The organism is Pedobacter sp. P26 (genome assembly GCF_050632135.1).
GTDB lineage: Bacteria > Bacteroidota > Bacteroidia > Sphingobacteriales > Sphingobacteriaceae > Pedobacter.
Window position 1 is genome coordinate 6030920 of record NZ_CP192574.1, and the last position, 21554, is coordinate 6052473.

A 21554-nucleotide genomic window follows, 5' to 3' on the forward strand; every position below is an offset into this window, starting at 1 on the left:
TCAGTACCTACCGTTTCTAATTTTTTGTGCTGCAGATTGGTTTGCCTTTTGGCACTCGTTTATACGTTCTTTGTACCGCTGTATATCGCTCCTTGATTGAAAAAGCGAATCTTGCAAATCGGCCATTGCACCAACATTATTATTTAATTTTCCGTACAGATCGAAACTTGGACTTGGTGCTGTTTTTTTAGAGATTAATTCTTTTATCTTATTATTGGCGCTCTGAATATCACTAAGCAGGATACTTTGCTTACTCATTTCATTTGCATTATAATCGCGATATTGGGCAAGCTCTTTAAAACGGACCTGAATAAGGTCAAAATTTGTATTGATATCTTTTCTCAGGTAAGATAGTTTATCGGTTTCCTTTACCTTTTTATCGAGCAAAGTATACTCATAATCGGACGCGGCAAAAAAGAGATAGATACAGAGAATGGAGAAAAGCGTTAGGAATACGAAGTTTATAATGAACCTCGTATAAGCAGTCCTGATTTCGATGGAATTGATGGGTTTCATAGAGCATTAATAGTTTCACATAGCATTATTTGTCACATTAATCCGACATCTCCCGCACCTTAAATCACTCAAACCTTTCAAATTAACATTGTGTATAACAATTTTTGATATTTGTTGTTTGATAATAAAAACAATTTTTATTTCTATTACTTTTAACAAACTTTAAGCCAAACCGTTTATGTCTGAAAATTTTTATAATAAACCCTTCAGATTTAAGTCTCTTTTCTCAGGCATTGGGCTTCAGCCAACTGACCTTGGAAGATCGATTTCGCACCATATCGAACTGATCATTTTTACCCGTTATGGAGAGCACCGGTTCCGCAACGATTTTGGCTGTGAGATATGGGACCTTGATTTCGAATTAATTGTGAGTGAAAGCATCTGGGAGGAAAAATTCCGCAAATCGTTGCTTAAATCCATTACCGATTATGAGTTCAGGATCTACAATACTTCGGTTGAAGTGCGCATTACGGAAGTAGAAAATGTATATCCCTTGCGTAAGATAACCGAGATCAAAAAAAGGTGGATATCAGTGTCCGGGCACTAATAAAAACCACAGGAGAAAAATATTTTTTAATACCGCATTATTCCTCAGCCCGCTATCCACCTAATCTAAAACGCCCCAAATATTCTACAGATGAAACCAGTTTTTTACTCATCGAAAGATGAAATCCGCAATAGAATTTTAAAAAATGCCGAAGATTTTTGGAATGTTAAAGACAGTAACGACTTCGATCCGCTGGTCAGGCTGATTATTGAGGCCCTGAGCAATGAGCTTTTTAACGTTGCCAATGATGTTAAAAATTTAGAGAACAGGATTTTTGACAAGATCAGCCGCATTTTAGCACCCGATCATTTAACTTCTTCATTACCTGCCCATGCCATTATGCACGCCAGACCGATTGAGCAGCAGGATTATCTTTCGCCTTATTCGCAGTTTGCATTTAAGAAAAACATCCCTCAGGAAAACGATAAGGCAAAAAAAACCGATATTTTTTTAGTCCGCTGCACACCGTAAAAGTAAATAATGCAGCTATTAAGCATATTGTTACCGGAAATACCCTTTTTAATGTAGAACAATTGGGTAAACAGCCTATCCACAATACACTTTCCGGCACTTCGGTAGAGAAAAACACAATGTATATTGGCTTTAGTGGCATTAAAGACTGGATGGATTTTAATAAACTGAATTTATTTTTCGACTGGAAAAATTATTCGGTACCCGAAAACACTTACGACCTGCTCTCACTGGGAAAATGGTTCTACAAAAATAACGAACTCGCGGCCTATACTGAACGTTTTATGGATGAGCCTTTAACGGGTAAGGTACAGGCACCTTTTCAGCACAAGCAGCTACTTAACCTGATTAAAGCGGATATTTTACAGTTTTACAGCAATAGGTTTATTACCCTGGGCGACCTTAATGATTTTAATATCGACGAAAGCGGGGAACTACCTCCAGCGTTTTCCAACCTGTTCCAGCCAGCGGTTTTAAACCAGATCGATAATTCGGTAAAATGGCTTAAAGTAATTTTTCCGGCAGCTATAAACCAGGAAATGCTGAACGAGCTTCATATTTATATCAACGCGTTCCCGGTAGTCAATAAACGGTTAAGCCAGATTAAACACCGGCTTAAAACGATGAAAAATATTATCCCGATTAAAACGGAATCGCTGGACCAGATGCTTGCGGTAGAAAATCTGAAGGACAATAAAGGGAAAAGTTATAATGAAATTCCCTACACCAACGAGAATGAAAAAGGCGATGGTTCTTTCTCGATCCGCTACGGAGGAACGGAGCGTTTTGATACCAGGAATGCAAAAGAACTGGTTGATTATCTTTTTGAGCTTTTACGCGATGAAAAAGCAGCTTTTACAGCCTATGGACCAGATTTTTTAAGTACCATCCTTAAAAACCTGGAGCAAAATATTGCCCTGATTGAACAAAAAAGCCGTTCAGCGCTAAAAGATATTAAAGAGTTGCCAAGCTATATTGTATTGAAACCTATTGATGATGCAGATATATTATTTCTGGATATATGGGTAACACAGGCAGAAGAAGCCAACCACATCAATGCCGGCAGCCGTTTAGTGGTATACGATAACAATAAGGTACATGCAGAAAGTATCTTTTTATTGAGTCAGACCAAAGGCGGCAGATCGCGGCTGAATGCCACCAACCGGGTGCAGGCCTATAAATATGGCTTAACCACTGCCGACCGGATTATTACAAAGGCCGATGTGATCAACTTCTGCCGATACGAGCTGGGCAATAAGTTAAAGGGCATTACCCTGGCCAAGGGTTTAATTATGGACAATAAACCGAATGCGGGTTTTATTAAAACTACCGATATTCTAATCGAGCCCGCAGACCAGCTGAACCTGAGTACACAGGACTGGGAAGAACTGTTGAGCTTGACATTGGCAAAATTGAATTTAAGGAGTACCCTGAATATACATTACCGCTTGCTGTTAAAGCCTGCGATGCACAGGGCGCTTTAAGTTTTTGATGTGGCTATAATCTTTTTAATAAAAAAGTCGTCATCTCGACCGCAGCAAAGCGAAGTGGAGAGATCTATCCAGACAGATTTAGCTTCGCTGAGCAATCGCGGTTCCCGAATACGTTACACCCTGTACAAAATGACGGCATCCAGCTAGTTCATCTTAGTTAAAGATACACCGTATAACCTAAATAAGCACTTTCGCCATCCTCGCTCAATACCGTTTCCTGATAATCGGGAGCGGTAAGGAGTTCTACATTTACTTCGGCATCAACCGGCATCAAATAACTGATAGCCATATCCAAAATGGCCCTGTTTTTTTGCCCGGGCATAAATTTAATCAGTTCCTGTGGTAAAGTAGGTCCGATATTAATGTTATACGCTTCGTGTTCGGGGGCAAAACTGTCGCCTATGATGGTATCGATACCCAATGCGCTCCCGCCCAACTGCATCTGCATTTCTTCGGCAATTTTTACCGGAGCAATATTCGCAGTGGCATCCACTATAGTAAGCGGCAGGTTGAATAATGCGGTAAGCACCTTCGACACAAAATCGATGTTGTTTCTTTTCTGCTGGATTTCGGGCAGCAGGTGCATCCAGATAATACTCTGCTCTTTATTGAGCAAATTAAATTCATCCCAGCCAAATTCAAAAATCTGACTTAAATCGGAATAGGTTGTTTTTTTATCGAGCATATTCTCATATAGCTCGGTCATGATCCTTACATAATTGATCTCGGCATCAAAAGGCGTAAAAAATAGCCTGGCTTCTTTTTCTTCCTCCCTCCTGTCTTTGATGTCTTTAATCATTGATTCCTCATCCATGCCTGCACTACCTGTTGGTGGACGGTGGAAAAGCCCTTCAGGTAGCATATCATACAAGCCTTCGCGGTTGATACTGATGCGGATGCGTTCGTGCCTTCTTCTTTCAGAATAATAAGCTGTTATATTTTCGATATCTTTCGCAAAAGCACGTTTATCAGGCCCCAATGGGATAATTTCCATCCTATCGGCGTCAATTACCTTACGTTCAATCAGATCGGCAGCATAGGCAACGGCCTTATAATCTGTAAATAGTTCGTTATTAATCAAAGTTTCTTTTTTCATTAAACTTTAAGGCTTCATTTTTGTTATAGGTTAAATTTTAACTACTGAAAAAAATAACAATCATAATCAAATACTAAAGATACTATATTTGTAGTACATCACATCTATAAAAAATTAATGGACGTTCAATCATTTTTTATCCGTTTTCTCTTATTCCCGCTGATTTTCATGGTATCAACAGCGGTGCTTTCTATCATTAACAAGAAGAACCAGTTTCTCAATAACAAACGACTCATCGTAAGTGTTCTGTTAATCGGCATTATTTTGGCCATCCCGGGATTTTTAGGCTTTCTAAACTTTAATTTCATGCCCTGGGGTTACATTATCTGCTGTATTTTTTACCTTTTAATGGGAACGATTTTCGTTTATCTGTTAACCAAATACTACCCTAAAGATGTGCTGGAGCGTAAAGTTTTTATCTTTTTTGCCACATTAATTTCGACCATTTTATCGGTTTATTTATTCCAACTGGCCTTTAACTGGTTAAGTGCGGTAAACTTTGGGTGGTTTGGCGCAGGCAGTATTGCCTGTTTCTTTGTACCGCTTATTTTTTGGTGGGCCTATGTTTCCCTGTTGGGTATCCCATCTGAAATTTACAAAATCTGGAGGTACCCTGATACCCCGCTGGAGATCAACATGGACCATGTAGACTTTAACCGCTTATTGGTATTGGAGCTTGAACTTTACAAAAAAAGCAGCGATCCGGAACCTTTGAAAGTAAAGGTAAAAGCGGTAGAAAACATGAACTTCGGTATCTGGTTCCACAAGTTTATCGATGATTATAATTTAAAGTTTGCCAAAAGTCCGGTGGAATTCAGGAGCGACGATATGGAAAATTATAAATGGATCTTCTTTATTAAAACTTCTTTCTTTAAACGGAATATCTTTATTGATCCCGATCTTGACATCATTGAAAACGGCATTACCGAAAAAATGACGATTTACGCTAAACGGGTATCTGAAAACATAAACAAACCCAATGAAGTTGGAGAAAGTGCTATCTTTATCTAATCTATAATCAAAAACATCTACCATGATAAAGCCGCTAAAATATAAATCCATTAACTGGATTAATGGCATGAAGCTCTCTAGTGATCATTTTACCTTGAGTGATCTCTATTTGCAGGACTTTGTACGCGACGCCGCCTCTCTACATTTAAACAATAGCAATTACGGATTCTTACCCCCTTTTGCAGGTTATAAAAGTTCGCATGATATCGAAATTATTGAAAAAGCAACTAACCATATTGAAGTAAGGGTAAGGTATTGTAATGCCATTACACCCGAAGGTTGCCATATTGATATCGTACAGTCGGATAACATGGATACGCTGGTACACAACCACTATTTTGGCCAGTCGGAACCGCGTAATTATGTTATTTTACTGGTAGTGAGTCCGTTTAACCGGGTGCCGGCCGGCACACCAAATCCTGAAGAGAGCCCGATCCGCTACCCTGAATTAACTAAAAGCTATTCTATCGCTGTTTTGCCGGAAAGTGAAGTGAGTTCGCAAACGGCAGACAGCTATTTTCTAACAATTGGACAGGTTTATTATGAGAACGGAAGATTATCTATCAATAATAATTATATCCCGCCAAGTTCAACCATCACAAGCCATCCCGCGTTAATCAGATATTATGAATCTTTCAGTGTTTTACTGAATGATTTACAACTGGCCGCATTTAAGATTATTGATAAAACAGGAGGACGCGATAATATTACGCCTCTTGGCAAAAATATCCGTCTGATCTCTGAAAAGATTGTAGATTATATTGCAGGTTTATTTTACGAATACAGAAACATTGCACACCGCGAATCGCCTGTTGTTTTAACAGGTTATTTTTCCAGTTTAGCACATATCTTTTTTACAGCCATAAAACTGATTGATCCGCGTGAAAGGGAAGAGTTGCTTAAGTATTTTTACGAGTGGAAAGATGTAACTCCAGGAAATTTTGAAGAGCTTTTAGCTAAAACCATTGAATTGGTCTACGATCATAAACAGATTAACAACAGCATGGTAATGGCAAACGAATTTATGAATGTGTTAGTAGCACTCTGGAATAAATTGAGTGGATTAGAATACATCGGGCAGCGCAAAGAAAATATTGTGGTTGCCGAACAGCAGGTTGTACAACAGGTACAAGCCAGAAAAACCTGGACATTGCTGGATTAAAATTATTTCTCGGAGTAAATTTTATATGTAAGCTGTACCCATAACCGGGTACGGCTTTTTTTGCACTTATACATTTACAAGAACGCCTAACCGATCTTTATTCTAATCTTCCTCATCACTAACGGTTTTGAATAGCGATCTTTGCTTTTTTATCATGTTGTTTTCACATCTGCTTTGCATCAGTGACAAGTATAGCGAGATAAAACATCCACAGCGCTATAAAATAAAGAAGACAATCTGCGTATAAACATTTGTATTACTAATTTGTCGATTATTAGTAACATCTCAGATTTAAATCCCGTTATTTTGCTTCCCTAACCAATATACATTGTATGAAAAAACAAAACTCACTAACAAGTGTAACCAGGAAGGTTACTTTTGTTGTGGCTGCAACCTTCGTGTTTGCAAGCGCTGCATGTTTAACAGGCTGTAAAAAAGACGGAAAAATGGCGCCCGAGCCAGCCGCTGCTGCTAACAAAGCTGCTGCAACGGTAGAAACCTACCAATCGGGTACAAATAACGGCTTCTTTTGGTCGCTTTGGAAGAGTGACGGCGCAACCGGCACAGTCAATTACGCCAATGGTGCCGCCGGAAATTACAGTATTAACTGGAACGGGTTTAACGGTAATTTTACCTGCGGTAAAGGTTATTCTGTAGGATCAAAAACCTATAAAATAGGCTATAACCTAAGCACTTATTCAAACTCCGGAGGCGGTACTTTCGGCTGGTACGGATGGAGCAGAAGCCCGTATTATGAGTATTATGTGAATGAAACCTGGGGTTCGGTTTCACCTCATACCGGTACTTTCCTGGGCACATTTAACTCCGATGGTGCAGCTTATAACGTATGGACCCGATGGATGACAGGTAAAAACATCGACGGTGGTGACGGTTTCAGGCAAATTTATAGCTCCAGGGTTACAAAAACTTCTACCGGACAAAATCACGTTATTACTTTTGCCAACCACTACAACAAATGGCAAAGTTACGGATATACGCTTGGCCAGTTAAACATTCCTGCAATTATGGTTTCGGAAACATGGGGCTCTAATACGAATGGCAATATCAACTGCACCATTTGGGCACAGTAAACATTTGTTTTAAAACGCTTACAACCACATTACTGCCCGGCAATAAGCCGGGCAGTATGTACTGCAGGTAATTCTGACCACTTACCTGGATAAAAATGCTTTTAATATTCTATAACAATTAGTTATCATGAGATCCATACTTTATTTCCTTGCCTGTTTCATTTTTATCTTTTCTGCCTGTCATTCGCCAAACCCTAAAAAAATAGATGGAAGTAAAAAATCACTGATCGGAAAATGGCATCGGTTTTCCCTTGCAAATGGATATAGCGAGTTTGATATTGATTCGCAATATGTCGTTTTTTATAACCAGAAAGTTGGCCGGTTCAAGCTTCCTTATAAAATAGAAAATGATTCCTTAAAATACCTTAACAAAGATTATGTGGCCAAGATTACGAACTACGGTGATTCCATTCTTTTGGAGGGTAACGATAGTACTCAAGCCATTTTGCACAGGTTTAAAGAACCACGTATTCCTTTTGAAACAATTCCTGAACAAAAAGATTCTTTATCATTTGCATCATACATCGCAGATTTCGATAAAAGATTAATCAGTGAGTTTGAGAAAGCCGGAATAAAGATTGCTAACGGTGTGGAAAAAGGTCAGGAACCCGCATACGAAGAACTTTTGAAAAAAAATCAGCAAATAGGTAACTATCAACTACCTTTTGTATTGCCTCAATGTCATTAAGTTAAGCAGCCTGATGTAGTTGAAGACTGTTTAAGGTTGATAAATCGCAAATGAGTGCTCTTCGACTATAAATAATTGACAGAATCCAAGGGAAAGATCGTCATCTCGACCGAAGCACCGCGGAGTGGAGAGATATTTGAACTATGTTATTGAAATCAAATTTAAAGATTTCTCCACTATGGTCAAAATGAGACTTCTATTCGACTCATCTCTTTAAAGTTCTCCCGTCATTAATTTATACAATAAATTAACCCTCAAGGTGACATCTTTTGAGATGCTCACCTTTTCTTGCGAAAAAATGAATATTTGGTATTTCCATAAAACGAAAAAAGCCTGTAAACACTTAATTTACAGGCTTTTAGTTAGGTTTAAAATCTATTTTCGCGGAATGGACGGGACTCGAACCCGCGACCTCCTGCGTGACAGGCAGGCATTCTAACCAGCTGAACTACCACTCCTTTTGTTCTTCTTTAAAGTTCGAACCTCTTTCCCCTTTCGGGATTGCAAATATAGGCACTATATTCAGTTTATCATCATAGTATTGGACTTTTTAATCAATAAATACGTAACATACTGAGCCTCATTCTAAATATTTTAACCAAAACAGTTATTAAACAAAAAAGCCTTAACTTTTGCAAGTTAAGGCTTTTGTTGCGGAATGGACGGGACTCGAACCCGCGACCTCCTGCGTGACAGGCAGGCATTCTAACCAGCTGAACTACCACTCCTTTTGTTTACTTTTTAAAAGTTTAAACCTCTTTCCCCTTTCGAGGTTGCAAATATAGAGACAAAATTCTTATTTGCAAACTTTATTTTAAAATAATCGTAATTAACTAACCTACAGCACCTTCTTGCATCTTCTCTGCATTTTCCGCAAACTGAAGTGCATCAATAATTTCCTGGATATCGCCATCCATAATGCTCGGCAGGTTATACATCGTTAAGCCAATGCGGTGTTCGGTAACACGGCCCTGAGGATAATTATAAGTTCTGATCTTAGCCGAACGATCTCCTGTTGATACCATTGTTTTACGTTTAGCAGCAATATCACCATTCTTTTTCTGCAATTCGATATCGTAAAGCTTACTACGCAACATCTCCATCGCAATTACACGGTTACCCAGCTGAGAACGTTCCTGCTGGCAAACCACCACAATACCCGAAGGTTTATGCGTTAACTGCACTTTAGTTTCTACCTTGTTTACGTTCTGTCCACCGGCGCCGCCCGAACGCGAAGTCTGCAGCTCTATATCGGCAGGGTTAATATACAGATCAATTTCTTCTGCTTCTGGTAAAACTGCTACAGACGCAGCTGAGGTATGCACACGACCCTGTGTTTCGGTATCTGGCACACGTTGCACGCGGTGTACACCACTTTCGTACTTTAACTGACCATAAACATCATCACCACTCACTTTCAGAATCACCTCTTTATAACCTCCCGCAGTACCTTCGGTTACATCAACAGTTTCAACCTTCCAGCCTTTAGTTTCGAAATAACGGGTATACATGCGGTATAAATCGCCTGCAAATAAAGCAGCTTCATCTCCACCGGTACCGCCACGGATCTCAAAAACCGCATTTTTGGCATCTTCAGGATCTTTAGGAATCAACATCAAGCGGATATTGCTTTCCATTTCTTCCTGTTGTTTTAACAAAAGATCGAGCTCTTCTTTTGCCATCTCGCGCATTTCAGCATCTTTTTCAGTAGCTAAGATCTCTTTGTTCGCATCGATGTTACTCATCACATTTTTGTAGATTTTATATTCATCTACAATTTTGCCCAAATCTTTATATTCTTTATTTAAAGCCGCAAAACGTTTCATATCCTGAATGACATCCGGATTGCTCAACGATTCTTCTACATCTTCCCAACGCAGCTTTATAGCTTCTAATTTATCTAACATATTTATTCTTGTTGAAATTTCCTGAAGGTTGGAATAGGCTCAAAAATTCAGGAAATGCAAAAATAAGGAAAAAAGCTGAATTAGTTTGTTTGGTGAGAATGGTTAATTGGTTAACTGTTTGAATCGGTTAACTGTAGAGGTATTAAGCAAAGGAATGGTTTTATTAAAAATTAGAAAATGAAGGGATTTGTGCCAGTGGCGGGCAATAGTCCCGCTATCACTCCAAGTCCTCGCTACGCTGTGGGCTTTTCGTTTTATCGGGTTTATGAAATGAAGGGCGGTGCACTAGGCACTATACAAACCCAAATAGCAGCAGGAACCTGCGTACCTAAACGGGATTGCAGTGGCAGCTCCCGATTTTCCTTCAAAATCGGGACTATAACGAAAAGCCCGGCGAACATTAAGAAATGCTTCTGGTTTAGCTTTCCTAAAAAATGGACATCTAATATAATTAGAACAATTGATTTACTTTTGGAAAAGCATTATTTAGAGGTTTTGGAAATAGGCAGTTCCTCAATTATGGCAGCCAGCAGCCCCGCTATCACTCCAAGTCTTCGCTACGCTCCGGGCTTTTCGTTTTATCGGGTTTAGGAACTGTAGATTAAACATCCAGGCGACATGCAACCCAAATAGCTAAACGGCTCAAAAATTAAGCATCTGGGTTATAATATTCCAGTTTTAACTCCTGCCCATCAAATACCCCATAAGAATTATAGTTGAGCCATTCGCCGATATTTACATACCTGCTACCATTACCCAAATCAATGTCGAGCGGCAGGTGCCTGTGTCCGAAAATAAAGTAATCGAAATATGCCTTCTGCAGATGTTCTTTGGCATAAATGGCCAGCCATTCTTTATCCTCACCTAAAAAACTTCTTTTTCGGTTTGTGCGGCCCTACTCCCCTGGCTCCAGCCATTGGCGATACCAATACCCAAATTTGGATGCAAACGTGCAAACAGCCATTGACAAACTTTGCTTCTAAAAATTTTTCTTAAAAATTTGTATTTATTATCTCCCGGTCCTAAGCCATCGCCATGGTGCAGGTAAAATTTCTTACCTCCCCTTTCGATGATCAGTTCATCACTGATAATTTCCATGCCGATTTCCCGGGTAAAATAATCGCGAACCCACATATCGTGGTTGCCTTTAAAAAAGTAGATTTTTATTCCGGCATCGGCCATGGCTGCCAGTTTTCCCTGTAAACGGATAAATCCTTTTGGAATCACTTTAGCATACTCGAACCAGAAATCGAAAATATCGCCCATTAAAAACAATTCACCACAATTTGGTTCTATAAAATCTAACCAGCCTACAATACGCGCTTCACGGGCACGGCTTTCGGCATAATTAGGCGTACCTAAATGAAAATCGGAAGCGAAATAAATATTTTTTGCCATGGGTTTTCAAAGGTAACTCAAAAAGCTTAAAGACTAAAGAAGAAAGACCAAAGGCTAAAGCATAAACACTAAAACTAAAATCGCTTAATAAACAGGTGTAATCAACCCGAAGGCAAAAAAGACATATATTAGTAAATAAATCTGTTTCACTATGAAAAAACAAATTCTATTATCCTTATTTGCGCTAAGCTTTTTGCCTGTAACCAGGGCAAAAAACCAGCAGAAAAAATAGCATTGATGAAATATCCAGAAACGAAAAAAGACGACACCAAAGACAATTATTTCGGCACCACGATCGCCGATCCTTACCGTTGGTTAGAAAACGACACCTCTGCCGAAACCAAGGTCTGGGTGATTGCCGAAAATAAGGTCACCCAAAACTATCTGGAGCAGATTCCTTACCGTGCAGACGTTAAAAAGCGTTTAACTGAAATCTGGAACTATCCTAAAGAATCAGCTCCATTTAAGGTTGGCGAATATTATTTCTTTACCAAAAACGATGGACTGCAAAACCAAAGCATCTGGTTTATTAAAAAGGGATTAGAAGGTAAGGAAGAGGTTTTTCTCGATCCAAATACACTCACAAAAGACGGAACAGCAGCCGTTTCGCTTTTGGGCTTCTCTCACGACAAAAAATACCTAGCCTATTCGGTTGCGCAAGCAGGATCAGACTGGAGCAATATTTACGTAATAGAAATAGCCAGCAAAACCAAATTAGCAGATGAGCTGAAATGGACAAAATTCTCTGGTGCAGCCTGGAAAGGTAATGGTTTTTACTACAGTAAATTTGACGAACCTGCCAAAGGAACCGATCTTTCTGCAGCCAATAAATACCAAAAAGTGTATTTCCATAAATTGGGCGATCAGCAACAAAACGATCAGTTAATTTTTGAAGATAAAACCAATCCAAATCTATATTTTGGTGCCAATGTTACCGAAGATGAACGCTTTCTGGTGGTTTATGCCAGTGCCGGTACTTCAGGCAATGCATTGTATTATCAAGATTTAAACGGCCCAGATAGCAAAATAGCGCCCCTAATTAAAGGTTATGAGCATAATCACATCGTTGTTGACAACATAGGCGATAAATTATTGGTGAACACCGATTTAGGAGCAGAAAACAAACAGGTGGTTTTGGTTGATCCAAAAAATGCAGATCCTAAAAACTGGCTGAAAATTATCCCTGAATCGAAATTAGCTTTAGAGGGTATTGGAACCGGCGGAGGGTTTCTTTGGGCTACTTATTTAAAAGATGCCAGCACCAATATTATTCAGTTTGATTTAACCGGAAAGAAAATTGGCGAAGTAAAACTACCGGCAATTGGAACCGTTGGAGGTTTTGGCGGTTACAAAGAAGATAAAGAATTTTTTTATACCTTTTCTAATTTCACCACTCCAGGCACCATCTACCGTTATGATGTGGGCAAGGCTGAATCAATTTTATATAAAAAGTCGGAATTGAAATTCAATACCGACGATTATGAAACCAAACAGGTATTTTATCCATCAAAAGACGGCACAAAAGTACCCATGTTTATCGTACACAAAAAAGGCATCAAACTGGATGGCAATAACCCGGTTTATCTCTATGCTTACGGCGGCTTCCAGATTAGTTTAACGCCTGGGTTCAGTCTATCGCGAATGTTATTTTTAGAACGGGGAGGAATTTACGTTCAACCAAGCTTACGTGGAGGAAGCGAGTATGGCGAGGCCTGGCATAAAGGCGGCATGTTAGCCAAAAAGCAAAATGTATTCGACGATTTTATTGCCGCAGCTGAGTACCTGGTGAAAGAAAAATATACCAATCCAGCTAAAATTGCCATTTCGGGTGGCTCAAATGGCGGACTTTTGGTTGGTGCCTGCATGACCCAAAGACCTGATCTTTTCAAGGTAGCTTTACCCGCGGTTGGCGTGCTGGATATGCTACGCTATCATAAATTTACCGTTGGATGGGGATGGGCTGTTGAATACGGAACCAGCGATAAAAAGGAGGATTTTGATTACCTGATCAAATATTCACCGCTCCATAATGTAAAAAGTGGCGTTAATTATCCTGCAACCCTAATTACTACTGCGGATCATGATGACCGCGTGGTACCTGCGCACTCTTTCAAATTCGCAGCAACCTTACAGGAAAAATATAAAGGCGAAAATCCGGTTTTAATCAGGATTGAAACCAAAGCCGGTCATGGGGCGGGCAAACCCACCACAAAACTAATTGAAGAAGCGGCTGATGTGTGGAGTTTTGTATTTCAGAATTTGGGAATGAGCTGGTAATCTAATTCTGCCATAGAAGTAAAAAACCATGGAAATTCCCCCATGCAGTCTTTTGCTTCTGTGGCAATATATTATCGAGATAGAATTTTTGGGAAGCCGGTGATGAACTCTGTTCCCAAGCAGCCCCTCTTAATTACAATTTCTATTCTATCTTCTGCCTGCACCCCTTTAAACTTTAAGTACACATAAAAGAAACCCGAAACTTTCATTTTACCTAGGTTATAAAACACAACATAATAGTTTGTAGATCTGCCCACCGTTTTCATCAACTTCTTTATCACCTGTGTTTCTACATAACGCTTATCCTTTATTGACAAACGATTTATAAATAACAACAATATGTCGGAAAACCAGAATTTAGACACAAATATTAAAACAAGAATCTGAAAAATATAGCCCCAAATAACAGAAACCAAAGTTCCATCCTTCACAAATCCCCGTCCATAAAATAGATAGAACACTAAAAACGGAATGGTTAAAACATAACTCAAAATAGTGATCTCCCGACTAAATTTGGTTTCTTTTACTGTAATGTGCAGATCAACGACTAATAGGGATAACAAAGGGATGATTAAGAGCCATTTCCAATGGCTATTTCCTGAATAAAGGCCCCAGATGCAGAAAGGAATAAAGGCAGCTGGCAATTGCCAGCTCCGTCCACAAAACAGAAACAGCAATACCCAAATTGCAACCAGAGGCAGAGCAATAAAAAAATAATCAAGCATCGTTAATTAGAATATCAGGGAAGTTATTACTTTTTTGGAATTTTAGCTACAACTCGTAATTTTATTGCCATTCTTTAACAGCTTTTGAAGTTAAATTTTCTATTCCCCACTAAACCCATAGACCAATTATAATTTGCTTTAAATCATTAAAAACCTTTAACTTTTGTTTTCGATTAGCTCAAAGCATATAAAATACTGAATATAATAGGATTGCAAAATTATCTAGAATATTTCTAAATAGCAGAATTGATAAGACTTTATTTTGTAACTTTGCGTCAAATTTTTCTTTAATGATCACTACTGATATAGCCGTAATAGGCGCTGGTCCGGTTGGTTTATTTGCCATTTTTGAAGCCGGTTTATTAAAAATGCGTTGTCATTTAATTGATTACCTTCCTCAGGTTGGTGGTCAGCTGTCTGAAATTTACCCTAAGAAACCGATATACGATATCCCTGGTTATCCTTCTGTACTGGCTCAGGAACTTATCGATAATTTAATGGAGCAGGCCAAACCTTTCCATCCTACCTTTACTTTAGGTGAGCGTATTGAAGGTTTAGAAAAACGCGGTGAAGCCGATTTCGTTTTAACCACCAATATGGGCACTGTTATCGAAGCTAAAGTTGTCGTTATTGCCGGCGGTTTAGGCTGTTTCGAGCCACGTAAACCAGCTGTAGAAAATCTGGAAAATTTTGAAAACGGTAAAGGTGTAAACTACATGATCCTTGATCCGGAGAAATACCGCGACCAGAAAATGGTGATTGCAGGTGGTGGTGATTCGGCATTAGACTGGACCATTTACCTGGCAGAAGTTTGCTCTGAACTCACTTTGGTTCACAGAAGCGAAAGTTTCCGTGGTGCACCAGATTCGGTAGCTAAGGTAATGGCATTGGCAGAAAGCGGAAAAATCAATCTGGTTTTAAACAGCAATCTTCAGGCCGTACATGGAACTGACAAGTTAGAGCAAGTTGAAATTGTTCAGAACCGCACCATGGAAAAAACAGTTGTTGAAGCTGATCACTTAATTCCTTTGTTTGGTTTGAGTCCTAAATTAGGCCCAATCGAAGACTGGAACTTAAATATCAATAAAAGTGCAATCGAGGTTAATGTTGATGATTATTCAACAAACATCCCTGGTATTTATGCTATTGGTGATATCAATACTTATACAAACAAGTTAAAATTGATTCTTTGTGGTTTCCACGAGGCGGCATTAATGAGTCATAGTGCGTATTCATACATGAATCCGGGTGTTAAATACACCATGAAATATACAACTGTAAACGGAGTTTCAGAATTTTAAGCTTTCTCCTATATTTGCTATTCAAATAACAAGAGAACTAAAAATGGAAAATAACATCAATATATATATGCAAGAGCCGGATGGCTCAGTTACTGAACACGTTGCCCCAACTGACATGGGTTTAAGCCTGATGGAGTTTTTAAAGGCATCAGAGTACGATATTCTTGCTACTTGTGGCGGAATGGCTTTATGTGCTACTTGCTGTGTTGATGTTTTAGAAGGCGAAGAAAAACTTAACGAAATGACAGACGATGAGTATGCCATGTTAGATACTTTGCCTGATCTTTTACCAAATTCGCGTTTAGCCTGCCAACTGCAGTTAAACAACAATATGGACGGATTAAAAGTAAAATTACATGGCGTAAGCTAGGTTGTAAAACATATTGTATGAAAAGGCGATGCGTAAAGTGTCGCCTTTTTTCATTTAATAGACCGTGAATTGCAAACGGACAACCGAAAACTACAAACTAATTTGGGAGTTACCCAAGCTGCGCAAGGGTCCGGGCTTTCCAGGGCTACGCTGCGCTCCGGTACCGATGAAAAATCGGTACTGAACCCTTACGATCCCTAACGCGGATTTATGGTAATTTTAGAATTTTATGCAACGCCCCATGTTCCTAAACCTGATAAAGCGAAAAGCCCGGAGCGAGGTACGAGTGAGGACTTGAAGCGGTAGCAGGGCCACAATCCGCCACGATAACACAACCCAACATTTCAAAAAACCCACTTAAAGGGATTTAAAATCCTTAGTTTCAAAGCCGGGATTATAAATCCCGACTAACAATTTATCTATTTAATATTTACCTTCTGCTTTTCAACATTCCAGCCGTAAACTTCGACGGCTAAATTGCTCTGTTTACCGGTATATTCTACCGTAATGGTTTTGCTTTCGCCAGGCAAAATACTCACATAATTATCATCATAAAAGCTTGGCAATATCCGCTCGTTGTTATTGCTGTTAATTAAAGCAACACGGTTAAAAAACGCAACAGGATTTCCAGCTGCGTTACTTAAGGTTACGGCCACTTTTCCGTTTTTCTGATCAACGGCTTCAACTTTTAAAGGTATCTGTTTAATGTTTTTCAGCCCCGAATATTCGCCGTCTTTTCCAGCCAGCCAATAAAGATTTTCACTTAAAATATTCTGCTTCTGATCTAAAATTCTTAACGAAACAAATACACCCTCATTTTTATCCAGTTTGGTTAAAAACTCATTCATAGGAAAAAGTCTCCTCACCGAAGATGGACCAACCGAATTGAATGCCTGAGAATAGAAATAATCTTTCCCGTCCATATCGTAAGCTTTAGCCTGTACCATCAGGTTGTTTTTGGTAGTAAATCCGTTGTTTACAATGGTAACCATACTATCCAAAGGATTCATCATCACGTGCAATGGTTCACTACCTTTCCTCAAGCCATATAAACAAGCGTTGGGATCAAGGTAATAATCGTACATCTGTCCGCGCATGGCTGTCCAGGGGTTTTGGGTTTTCCAGATGATGGAACCGGTGTACCAATCCCACATTTTGTTCGAGAATCCTTCCATCAAAGCCCTGTATTGATCGTAATTAGCCAGTTGAGCCTTCATCGCAAAATCTTCGGCACTTTTTGGCTTGCCATAAGGATTAAGGTATTGCTCGTAAGAAATGTACTTGTGATAATCCCAGACAGAATCAGGCTTAGCTTTGTATTGTGGCGCAACCAGGTTTTCTTTCGGGATAAAACGAAGTAAGGAAACATAATCGCCTACCCCTACCGATCCAACTTCCGAATTGTAAGGAAAAGTTCTGGTACCCCAAAAAGTTTTAATATCCTGTATCCCGTACGGACCATCACCGTTTCCTCCAATCGAATTGAAAGACATTTCGTCGCTATTAGAAAAATCAAAAAGCTTTCTCGTTCCATCCAGGCGCGGCAGAATATCGTTTTTTAAGGGTTCTAAAATATCCTCAGGTGGGGTAATTTCATTTCCACCGCACCAAAAAGCCAGCGAAGCGTGGTTTCTGATCATTTTGATCTGATCTTCAATAGCAGTTAAAGTGAGATTGTGGTCATCTGGATAATTTCTGCGTGTCCATTGGTCTTCCTTTTTCATTGGGTCTACCCAACGGCCGTTACAATCGCCACTGAACCAGAAATCCTGAAACACCAATAAACCATATTTATCACAGGCATTGTAAAATTCAGGCCTTTCCAGTATTGCCCCACCCCAGATCCTGATCAGGTTGAGGTTCATATCTTTGTGGTAGCGGATTTCTGCATCATAGCGGGCATCACTAAAGCGTAACATCGCATCAGAAATGATCCAGTTACCTCCTTTAATAAAAATTTTTTGTCCGTTTACAAAAGCGCCCATACTTTTAGTATGCTCATTACAGACGTTATCAATCTGACGCACACCAACTTTAAGCTGCTCCTGATCTAATACCTGATTGGCAGCTACAAATTCAATTTTCAGGTCATACAGGTTTTGTGTCCCATAACCGCTTGGCCACCATAATTTAGGGTTTTCAAGTTGTAAATCAGGAAGTTTAACGGTGGTGGTTTTATTGGCTGTAATAGTGGCTGATTGTTTAATCAACTTTCCGGCAATCTGATATTGCAAAGTACCCGAAACCGCCTGGCCTGTAGGGTTTTCTACTTCTACTGAAACTTTAACGGTAGCGGGATTCTGTCTGCCTTCTGGTAAACGTTTGCCCGGCACCAAAGTAATTACCTGTGGATTCTGGATATTGATGCTTTTGGTTTTCTCAATAGTCACTTTATCCCAGATTCCAGTATTGCGGTCGCGGGTGGGCTGTATCCAGTCCCAACCAGCTGTATATTGAGTGGTTAAACCTTTAGCAATCGTTCCGTCGCCACCCTGGCCACCGTTAGGATTACCTGGAAAATCTGGCGGATAAACAATTACAGCCAATCTGTTTTTTCCATTGGCAGATAACAGTTTGGTGATGTTATATTGCGCCCTCAGGTGCATGCCCACCTGGGTTTTTGAATTAACTTTTTTCCCGTTTAAATAAATTTCGGCTTTATAATTTATCCCCCTAAACTGTAACCAAACCTGTTCGTTACCCGTAGCACGTTCTTCAAAATCTTTTACAAACCAATAGGTATAGTAATCATTACCTGTTTTATATACATCAGGAATCTTTTCGTTATTCATCCCATAAAATGGATCGGGAACTTTTTTATTGTTCAGCAAAGTGGTTAAAACCGTTCCAGGAACTGTTGCAGGCATCCAGCTATTAATTGAAAAACCGGATTTAGAAATTTCTGAACCATTAGCTTGCGCATCTTTAATATTTGTACAAACCCAGCCCGAGTTTAGCTCGTATCGCTGCTGTGCATTTACAATGAAGGCCGAACAGCACAAAAGAAGTAGAAATATTTTCTTCATTTATTTGAGATATTTTAGTTAATACTTGTTGTGGTTAATTTTTAATGACGATGTATTATAAATATAGAATTGTCAATCCTGAGCCTATTGAAGGACCTTCCACAATACCCGTATGGGACGTTTTGACGAGCTCAACGTGACAAATTCTTGATAAATCAGGTTTAAAATATAACCTCACACTTTATCTGGAATTATTTTCCGGATATCGGCCTGTCTTCAGGTTTTACACCCCAGGTTGCCGATGGTGTATTGCCCATATAAATCTCCATCTTTCCACCAGCTACAATGGCTTTATGAAGAATATACGATTTACTGTAGGGCTTCCCGTTCAGTACAATTTTCTGAATGTATTTGTTCGCTGCGCTATTACCAATCACCTTGATGCTGAACTCTTTATTCCCTGCCAGTGAAATGGTAGCCCCATTAATTAATGGGGTACCGAAAACATAGGCCCCATTTGCAGGATTTACCGGATAAAAACCCATGGCCGTAAAAATATACCAGGCACTCATTTGCCCTACATCTTCATTGCCGCACAAACCATCAGGATTAGATGAATAAAAATCTTTGTCGATTTTACGGATCAGATCGGCTGTTTTCCAGGGCTCACCTGCATAAGAATATAAATAAGTGATGTGGTGGTTAGGCTCATTTCCCTGTGCATAATTACCAATCAATCCACTAATATCCGGCGAACCGTTGGTTCCCAAGTCTAAGGGTAAGGTAAATAGCGAGTCGAGTTTATTGATAAAAGCTTTATCCCCTCCAAAAAGACCGATCAATCCTTCTACATCTTGCGGCACCAGCCAGGTATATTGCCAGGCATTCCCTTCTACATAGTCATCTTCACGGTGTTTGGATGAAAAAGGATCGAACGGGCTTCTCCAGTTGCCATTGGCAAGTTTACCCCGCATAAACTGAACGCTCGGATCGAAATATAAACTATACAGTTTCGACCTTTTGCTAAAATAAGTGTAGTCGGCTGTTTTATTCAGTGCCTTCGCCATTTGTGCAATGCAATAATCGTCAATAGCATACTCCAAAGCCTTACCCACTGATTCGTTTACTTTATCTGCAGGAATGTATTTAAGCTCCTGAATGTATTCAATGCCATCTGTTTTCTGCATAGCCGATTGTTTTATCGCTTCGTAGGCCAGATTTACGTCGAAGCCACGGTATCCTTTTAAATAGGCATCTACAATAACCGGAACAGCATGATAACCCACCATGGTATTGGTTTCGTTACCCATTAAATGCCAAACCGGTAATTTACCCTGTTGTTTATAGATGGCCAACATGCTATTCACTACATCACTTACCTTATCTGGATGAAGAATGGTGAACAATGGATTTGCCGCTCGATAAGTATCCCAAAGTGAAAAAGTAGTTACATTATTGAAGCTGGCCTTGGTGTATATCTTTTTATCGGCTCCCAAATAATCCTTATTTACATCGTTAAATAAAGATGGCGCAATCATGGTATGGTATAAAGCCGTATAAAAAACCTTTTTAGTAACTGTAGACGCTTCAATTTTAACCTTCGACAGTTCTTTCTCCCATTTTGCCTCAGCATTTTTAACGGTCGATACAAAATCCCAGCCCGGTAATTCTGTTTTGAGATTTAAAATGGCATTTTCGATACTTATCGGAGATAAGGCCACTTTAATCTGCAGTTTATCATTATTAATGGCATTAAAACTAACCGCCGCTTTAAGTTTTTTACCAGATAATGTTGCGCCGTTTTTAACCACGGTGCTATCATAAAGTGCAATGTTTTTAACTGGTTGCGAAAGTTTAATTACAAAATATAAACGCTGATCGTTGGCCCAGCCTTTCGAATTACGATGCCCTACCAGGGTTGTAGCATCCAGTTGCTTAAATGAGGCAGATACAGGTGCATCCCAACCAATGCCCTCAATTAAATCGATGATGATATGAGGATTTTCAGCACCTTTTTTAAAAGTATACTGATGAAAACCAACCCTTTCGGTAGCTGTTAGCTCAGCTTTAATTTGGTATTTATCAAGTAATACACTATAATAACCAGCTTTTGCAACTTCATTTTGATGGGAAAATTGAGAAAGATAACCACCCTGATCATCGGCTGTTTTACCTTTTTCCAGGAGCAATTTTCCGGTTGCAGGCATAATAGAAATATCGCCCAAATCGCCGATACCTGTACCGCTTAAATGGGTATGTGCAAAACCGGTGATGGTATTGCTGCTATAATTGTAACCACTGCACCAGTCCCAGCCCTCAAAAATATTATTTGGCCCAAGTTGTACTGCTCCAAACGGAACATTGGCACCTACAAAAACATGTCCATGTTTTGCTGATCCGATAAGTGGATCAATATACCGGGTAAGTTTGGGTTTCTGCTGCGCAGTTGCATTAAGAGAGAATAGAAAGGCTGTTAAGAATAGAATGGAAGAGATTTTCTTGAACTGCATGTGATAGATTTAAAAATCTAAAAGT

General features: G+C 39.4%; 16 protein-coding genes, 2 tRNA genes and 1 pseudogene. 10 read left to right on the forward strand and 9 right to left on the reverse strand.

Features of this window, described 5'->3' with window-relative positions:
- On the reverse strand, positions 1–516 hold the full coding sequence (locus tag ACQ86H_RS28125; RefSeq protein ID WP_138819423.1) for a type VI secretion system TssO: 516 nt from the start codon (positions 514–516) through the stop codon (positions 1–3).
- Positions 517–694: 178 nt separating this feature from the next.
- On the opposite strand from ACQ86H_RS28125, the gene ACQ86H_RS28130 reads away from it, so the two are divergent.
- From ACQ86H_RS28130 to ACQ86H_RS28140, 3 genes are all read left to right on the forward strand, one after another.
- Positions 695–1063 (forward strand): GPW/gp25 family protein, encoded by a 369-nt coding sequence (locus ACQ86H_RS28130; protein WP_431293218.1) that lies wholly within the window; start codon positions 695–697, stop codon positions 1061–1063.
- 90 nt (positions 1064–1153) lie between these two features.
- The gene (locus ACQ86H_RS28135) at positions 1154–1534 is read left to right on the forward strand and encodes a hypothetical protein (RefSeq protein ID WP_431293219.1); all 381 of its coding nucleotides are present in this window, start codon (positions 1154–1156) and stop codon (positions 1532–1534) included.
- A 62-nt stretch (positions 1535–1596) separates the two neighbouring features.
- Positions 1597–3018 (forward strand): type VI secretion system baseplate subunit TssF, encoded by a 1422-nt coding sequence (locus tag ACQ86H_RS28140; RefSeq protein WP_431293220.1) that lies wholly within the window; start codon positions 1597–1599, stop codon positions 3016–3018.
- A gap of 166 nt (positions 3019–3184) precedes the next feature.
- Here the strand turns inward: ACQ86H_RS28140 and ACQ86H_RS28145 are convergent, their stop codons facing one another.
- Complete coding sequence (locus ACQ86H_RS28145; protein WP_138819420.1) at positions 3185–4123, reverse strand: type VI secretion system baseplate subunit TssG; 939 nt, start codon at positions 4121–4123, stop codon at positions 3185–3187.
- Between the two features lie 117 nt (positions 4124–4240).
- On the opposite strand from ACQ86H_RS28145, the gene ACQ86H_RS28150 reads away from it, so the two are divergent.
- The 4 genes from ACQ86H_RS28150 (at position 4241) to ACQ86H_RS28165 (ending at position 8075) form a co-directional block, all read left to right on the forward strand.
- Complete coding sequence (locus tag ACQ86H_RS28150) at positions 4241–5134, forward strand: TssN family type VI secretion system protein (protein WP_138819419.1); 894 nt, start codon at positions 4241–4243, stop codon at positions 5132–5134.
- A gap of 22 nt (positions 5135–5156) precedes the next feature.
- Entirely contained in the window at positions 5157–6296 is a 1140-nt protein-coding gene (locus tag ACQ86H_RS28155) for a hypothetical protein (protein ID WP_138819418.1), read from the forward strand.
- A 332-nt stretch (positions 6297–6628) separates the two neighbouring features.
- Positions 6629–7387, forward strand: a complete 759-nt coding sequence (locus ACQ86H_RS28160) for a glycoside hydrolase family 11 protein (protein WP_138819417.1) — start codon at positions 6629–6631, stop codon at positions 7385–7387.
- Positions 7388–7514: 127 nt separating this feature from the next.
- A complete protein-coding gene (locus ACQ86H_RS28165) occupies positions 7515–8075 on the forward strand; it encodes a hypothetical protein (protein WP_431293221.1) in 561 nt (186 codons plus the stop codon).
- A gap of 384 nt (positions 8076–8459) precedes the next feature.
- Here the strand turns inward: ACQ86H_RS28165 and ACQ86H_RS28170 are convergent.
- The 4 genes and pseudogenes from ACQ86H_RS28170 to ACQ86H_RS28185 all read right to left on the reverse strand — a co-directional run bounded on the left by ACQ86H_RS28170 (position 8460) and on the right by ACQ86H_RS28185 (position 11380).
- Positions 8460–8533: transfer RNA gene (locus ACQ86H_RS28170), tRNA-Asp, on the reverse strand.
- A gap of 196 nt (positions 8534–8729) precedes the next feature.
- A tRNA-Asp gene (locus tag ACQ86H_RS28175) sits at positions 8730–8803 on the reverse strand.
- A gap of 105 nt (positions 8804–8908) precedes the next feature.
- Positions 8909–9982, reverse strand: a complete 1074-nt coding sequence (gene prfA / locus ACQ86H_RS28180; RefSeq protein ID WP_057933254.1) for a peptide chain release factor 1 — start codon at positions 9980–9982, stop codon at positions 8909–8911.
- Between the two features lie 649 nt (positions 9983–10631).
- A pseudogene (locus tag ACQ86H_RS28185) lies at positions 10632–11380 on the reverse strand (UDP-2,3-diacylglucosamine diphosphatase).
- Between the two features lie 237 nt (positions 11381–11617).
- Here ACQ86H_RS28185 and ACQ86H_RS28190 point away from each other — a divergent pair.
- A complete protein-coding gene (locus tag ACQ86H_RS28190) occupies positions 11618–13657 on the forward strand; it encodes a prolyl oligopeptidase family serine peptidase (protein ID WP_431293222.1) in 2040 nt (679 codons plus the stop codon).
- 71 nt (positions 13658–13728) lie between these two features.
- Here ACQ86H_RS28190 and ACQ86H_RS28195 read toward each other — a convergent pair whose 3' ends face one another.
- Complete coding sequence (locus tag ACQ86H_RS28195; protein WP_431293223.1) at positions 13729–14382, reverse strand: hypothetical protein; 654 nt, start codon at positions 14380–14382, stop codon at positions 13729–13731.
- Between the two features lie 290 nt (positions 14383–14672).
- Here ACQ86H_RS28195 and ACQ86H_RS28200 point away from each other — a divergent pair, with 290 nt between their 5' ends.
- Together ACQ86H_RS28200 and ACQ86H_RS28205 are read left to right on the forward strand one after the other, a co-directional pair.
- Positions 14673–15683 carry an NAD(P)/FAD-dependent oxidoreductase gene (locus ACQ86H_RS28200; protein ID WP_138819408.1) on the forward strand — a complete coding sequence of 337 codons (1011 nt, stop codon included), beginning with the start codon at positions 14673–14675 and terminating at the stop codon, positions 15681–15683.
- Between the two features lie 43 nt (positions 15684–15726).
- Positions 15727–16053, forward strand: coding sequence for a 2Fe-2S iron-sulfur cluster-binding protein (locus ACQ86H_RS28205; RefSeq protein WP_025141835.1), 327 nt, complete (start codon positions 15727–15729; stop codon positions 16051–16053).
- Between the two features lie 419 nt (positions 16054–16472).
- On the opposite strand, the gene ACQ86H_RS28210 is transcribed toward ACQ86H_RS28205, so the two are convergent.
- A complete protein-coding gene (locus ACQ86H_RS28210) occupies positions 16473–19079 on the reverse strand; it encodes a glycoside hydrolase family 2 protein (protein WP_431293224.1) in 2607 nt (868 codons plus the stop codon).
- A gap of 191 nt (positions 19080–19270) precedes the next feature.
- Positions 19271–21529, reverse strand: a complete 2259-nt coding sequence (locus tag ACQ86H_RS28215) for a GH92 family glycosyl hydrolase (RefSeq protein ID WP_431293225.1) — start codon at positions 21527–21529, stop codon at positions 19271–19273.
- Positions 21530–21554 lie beyond the last annotated feature (25 nt).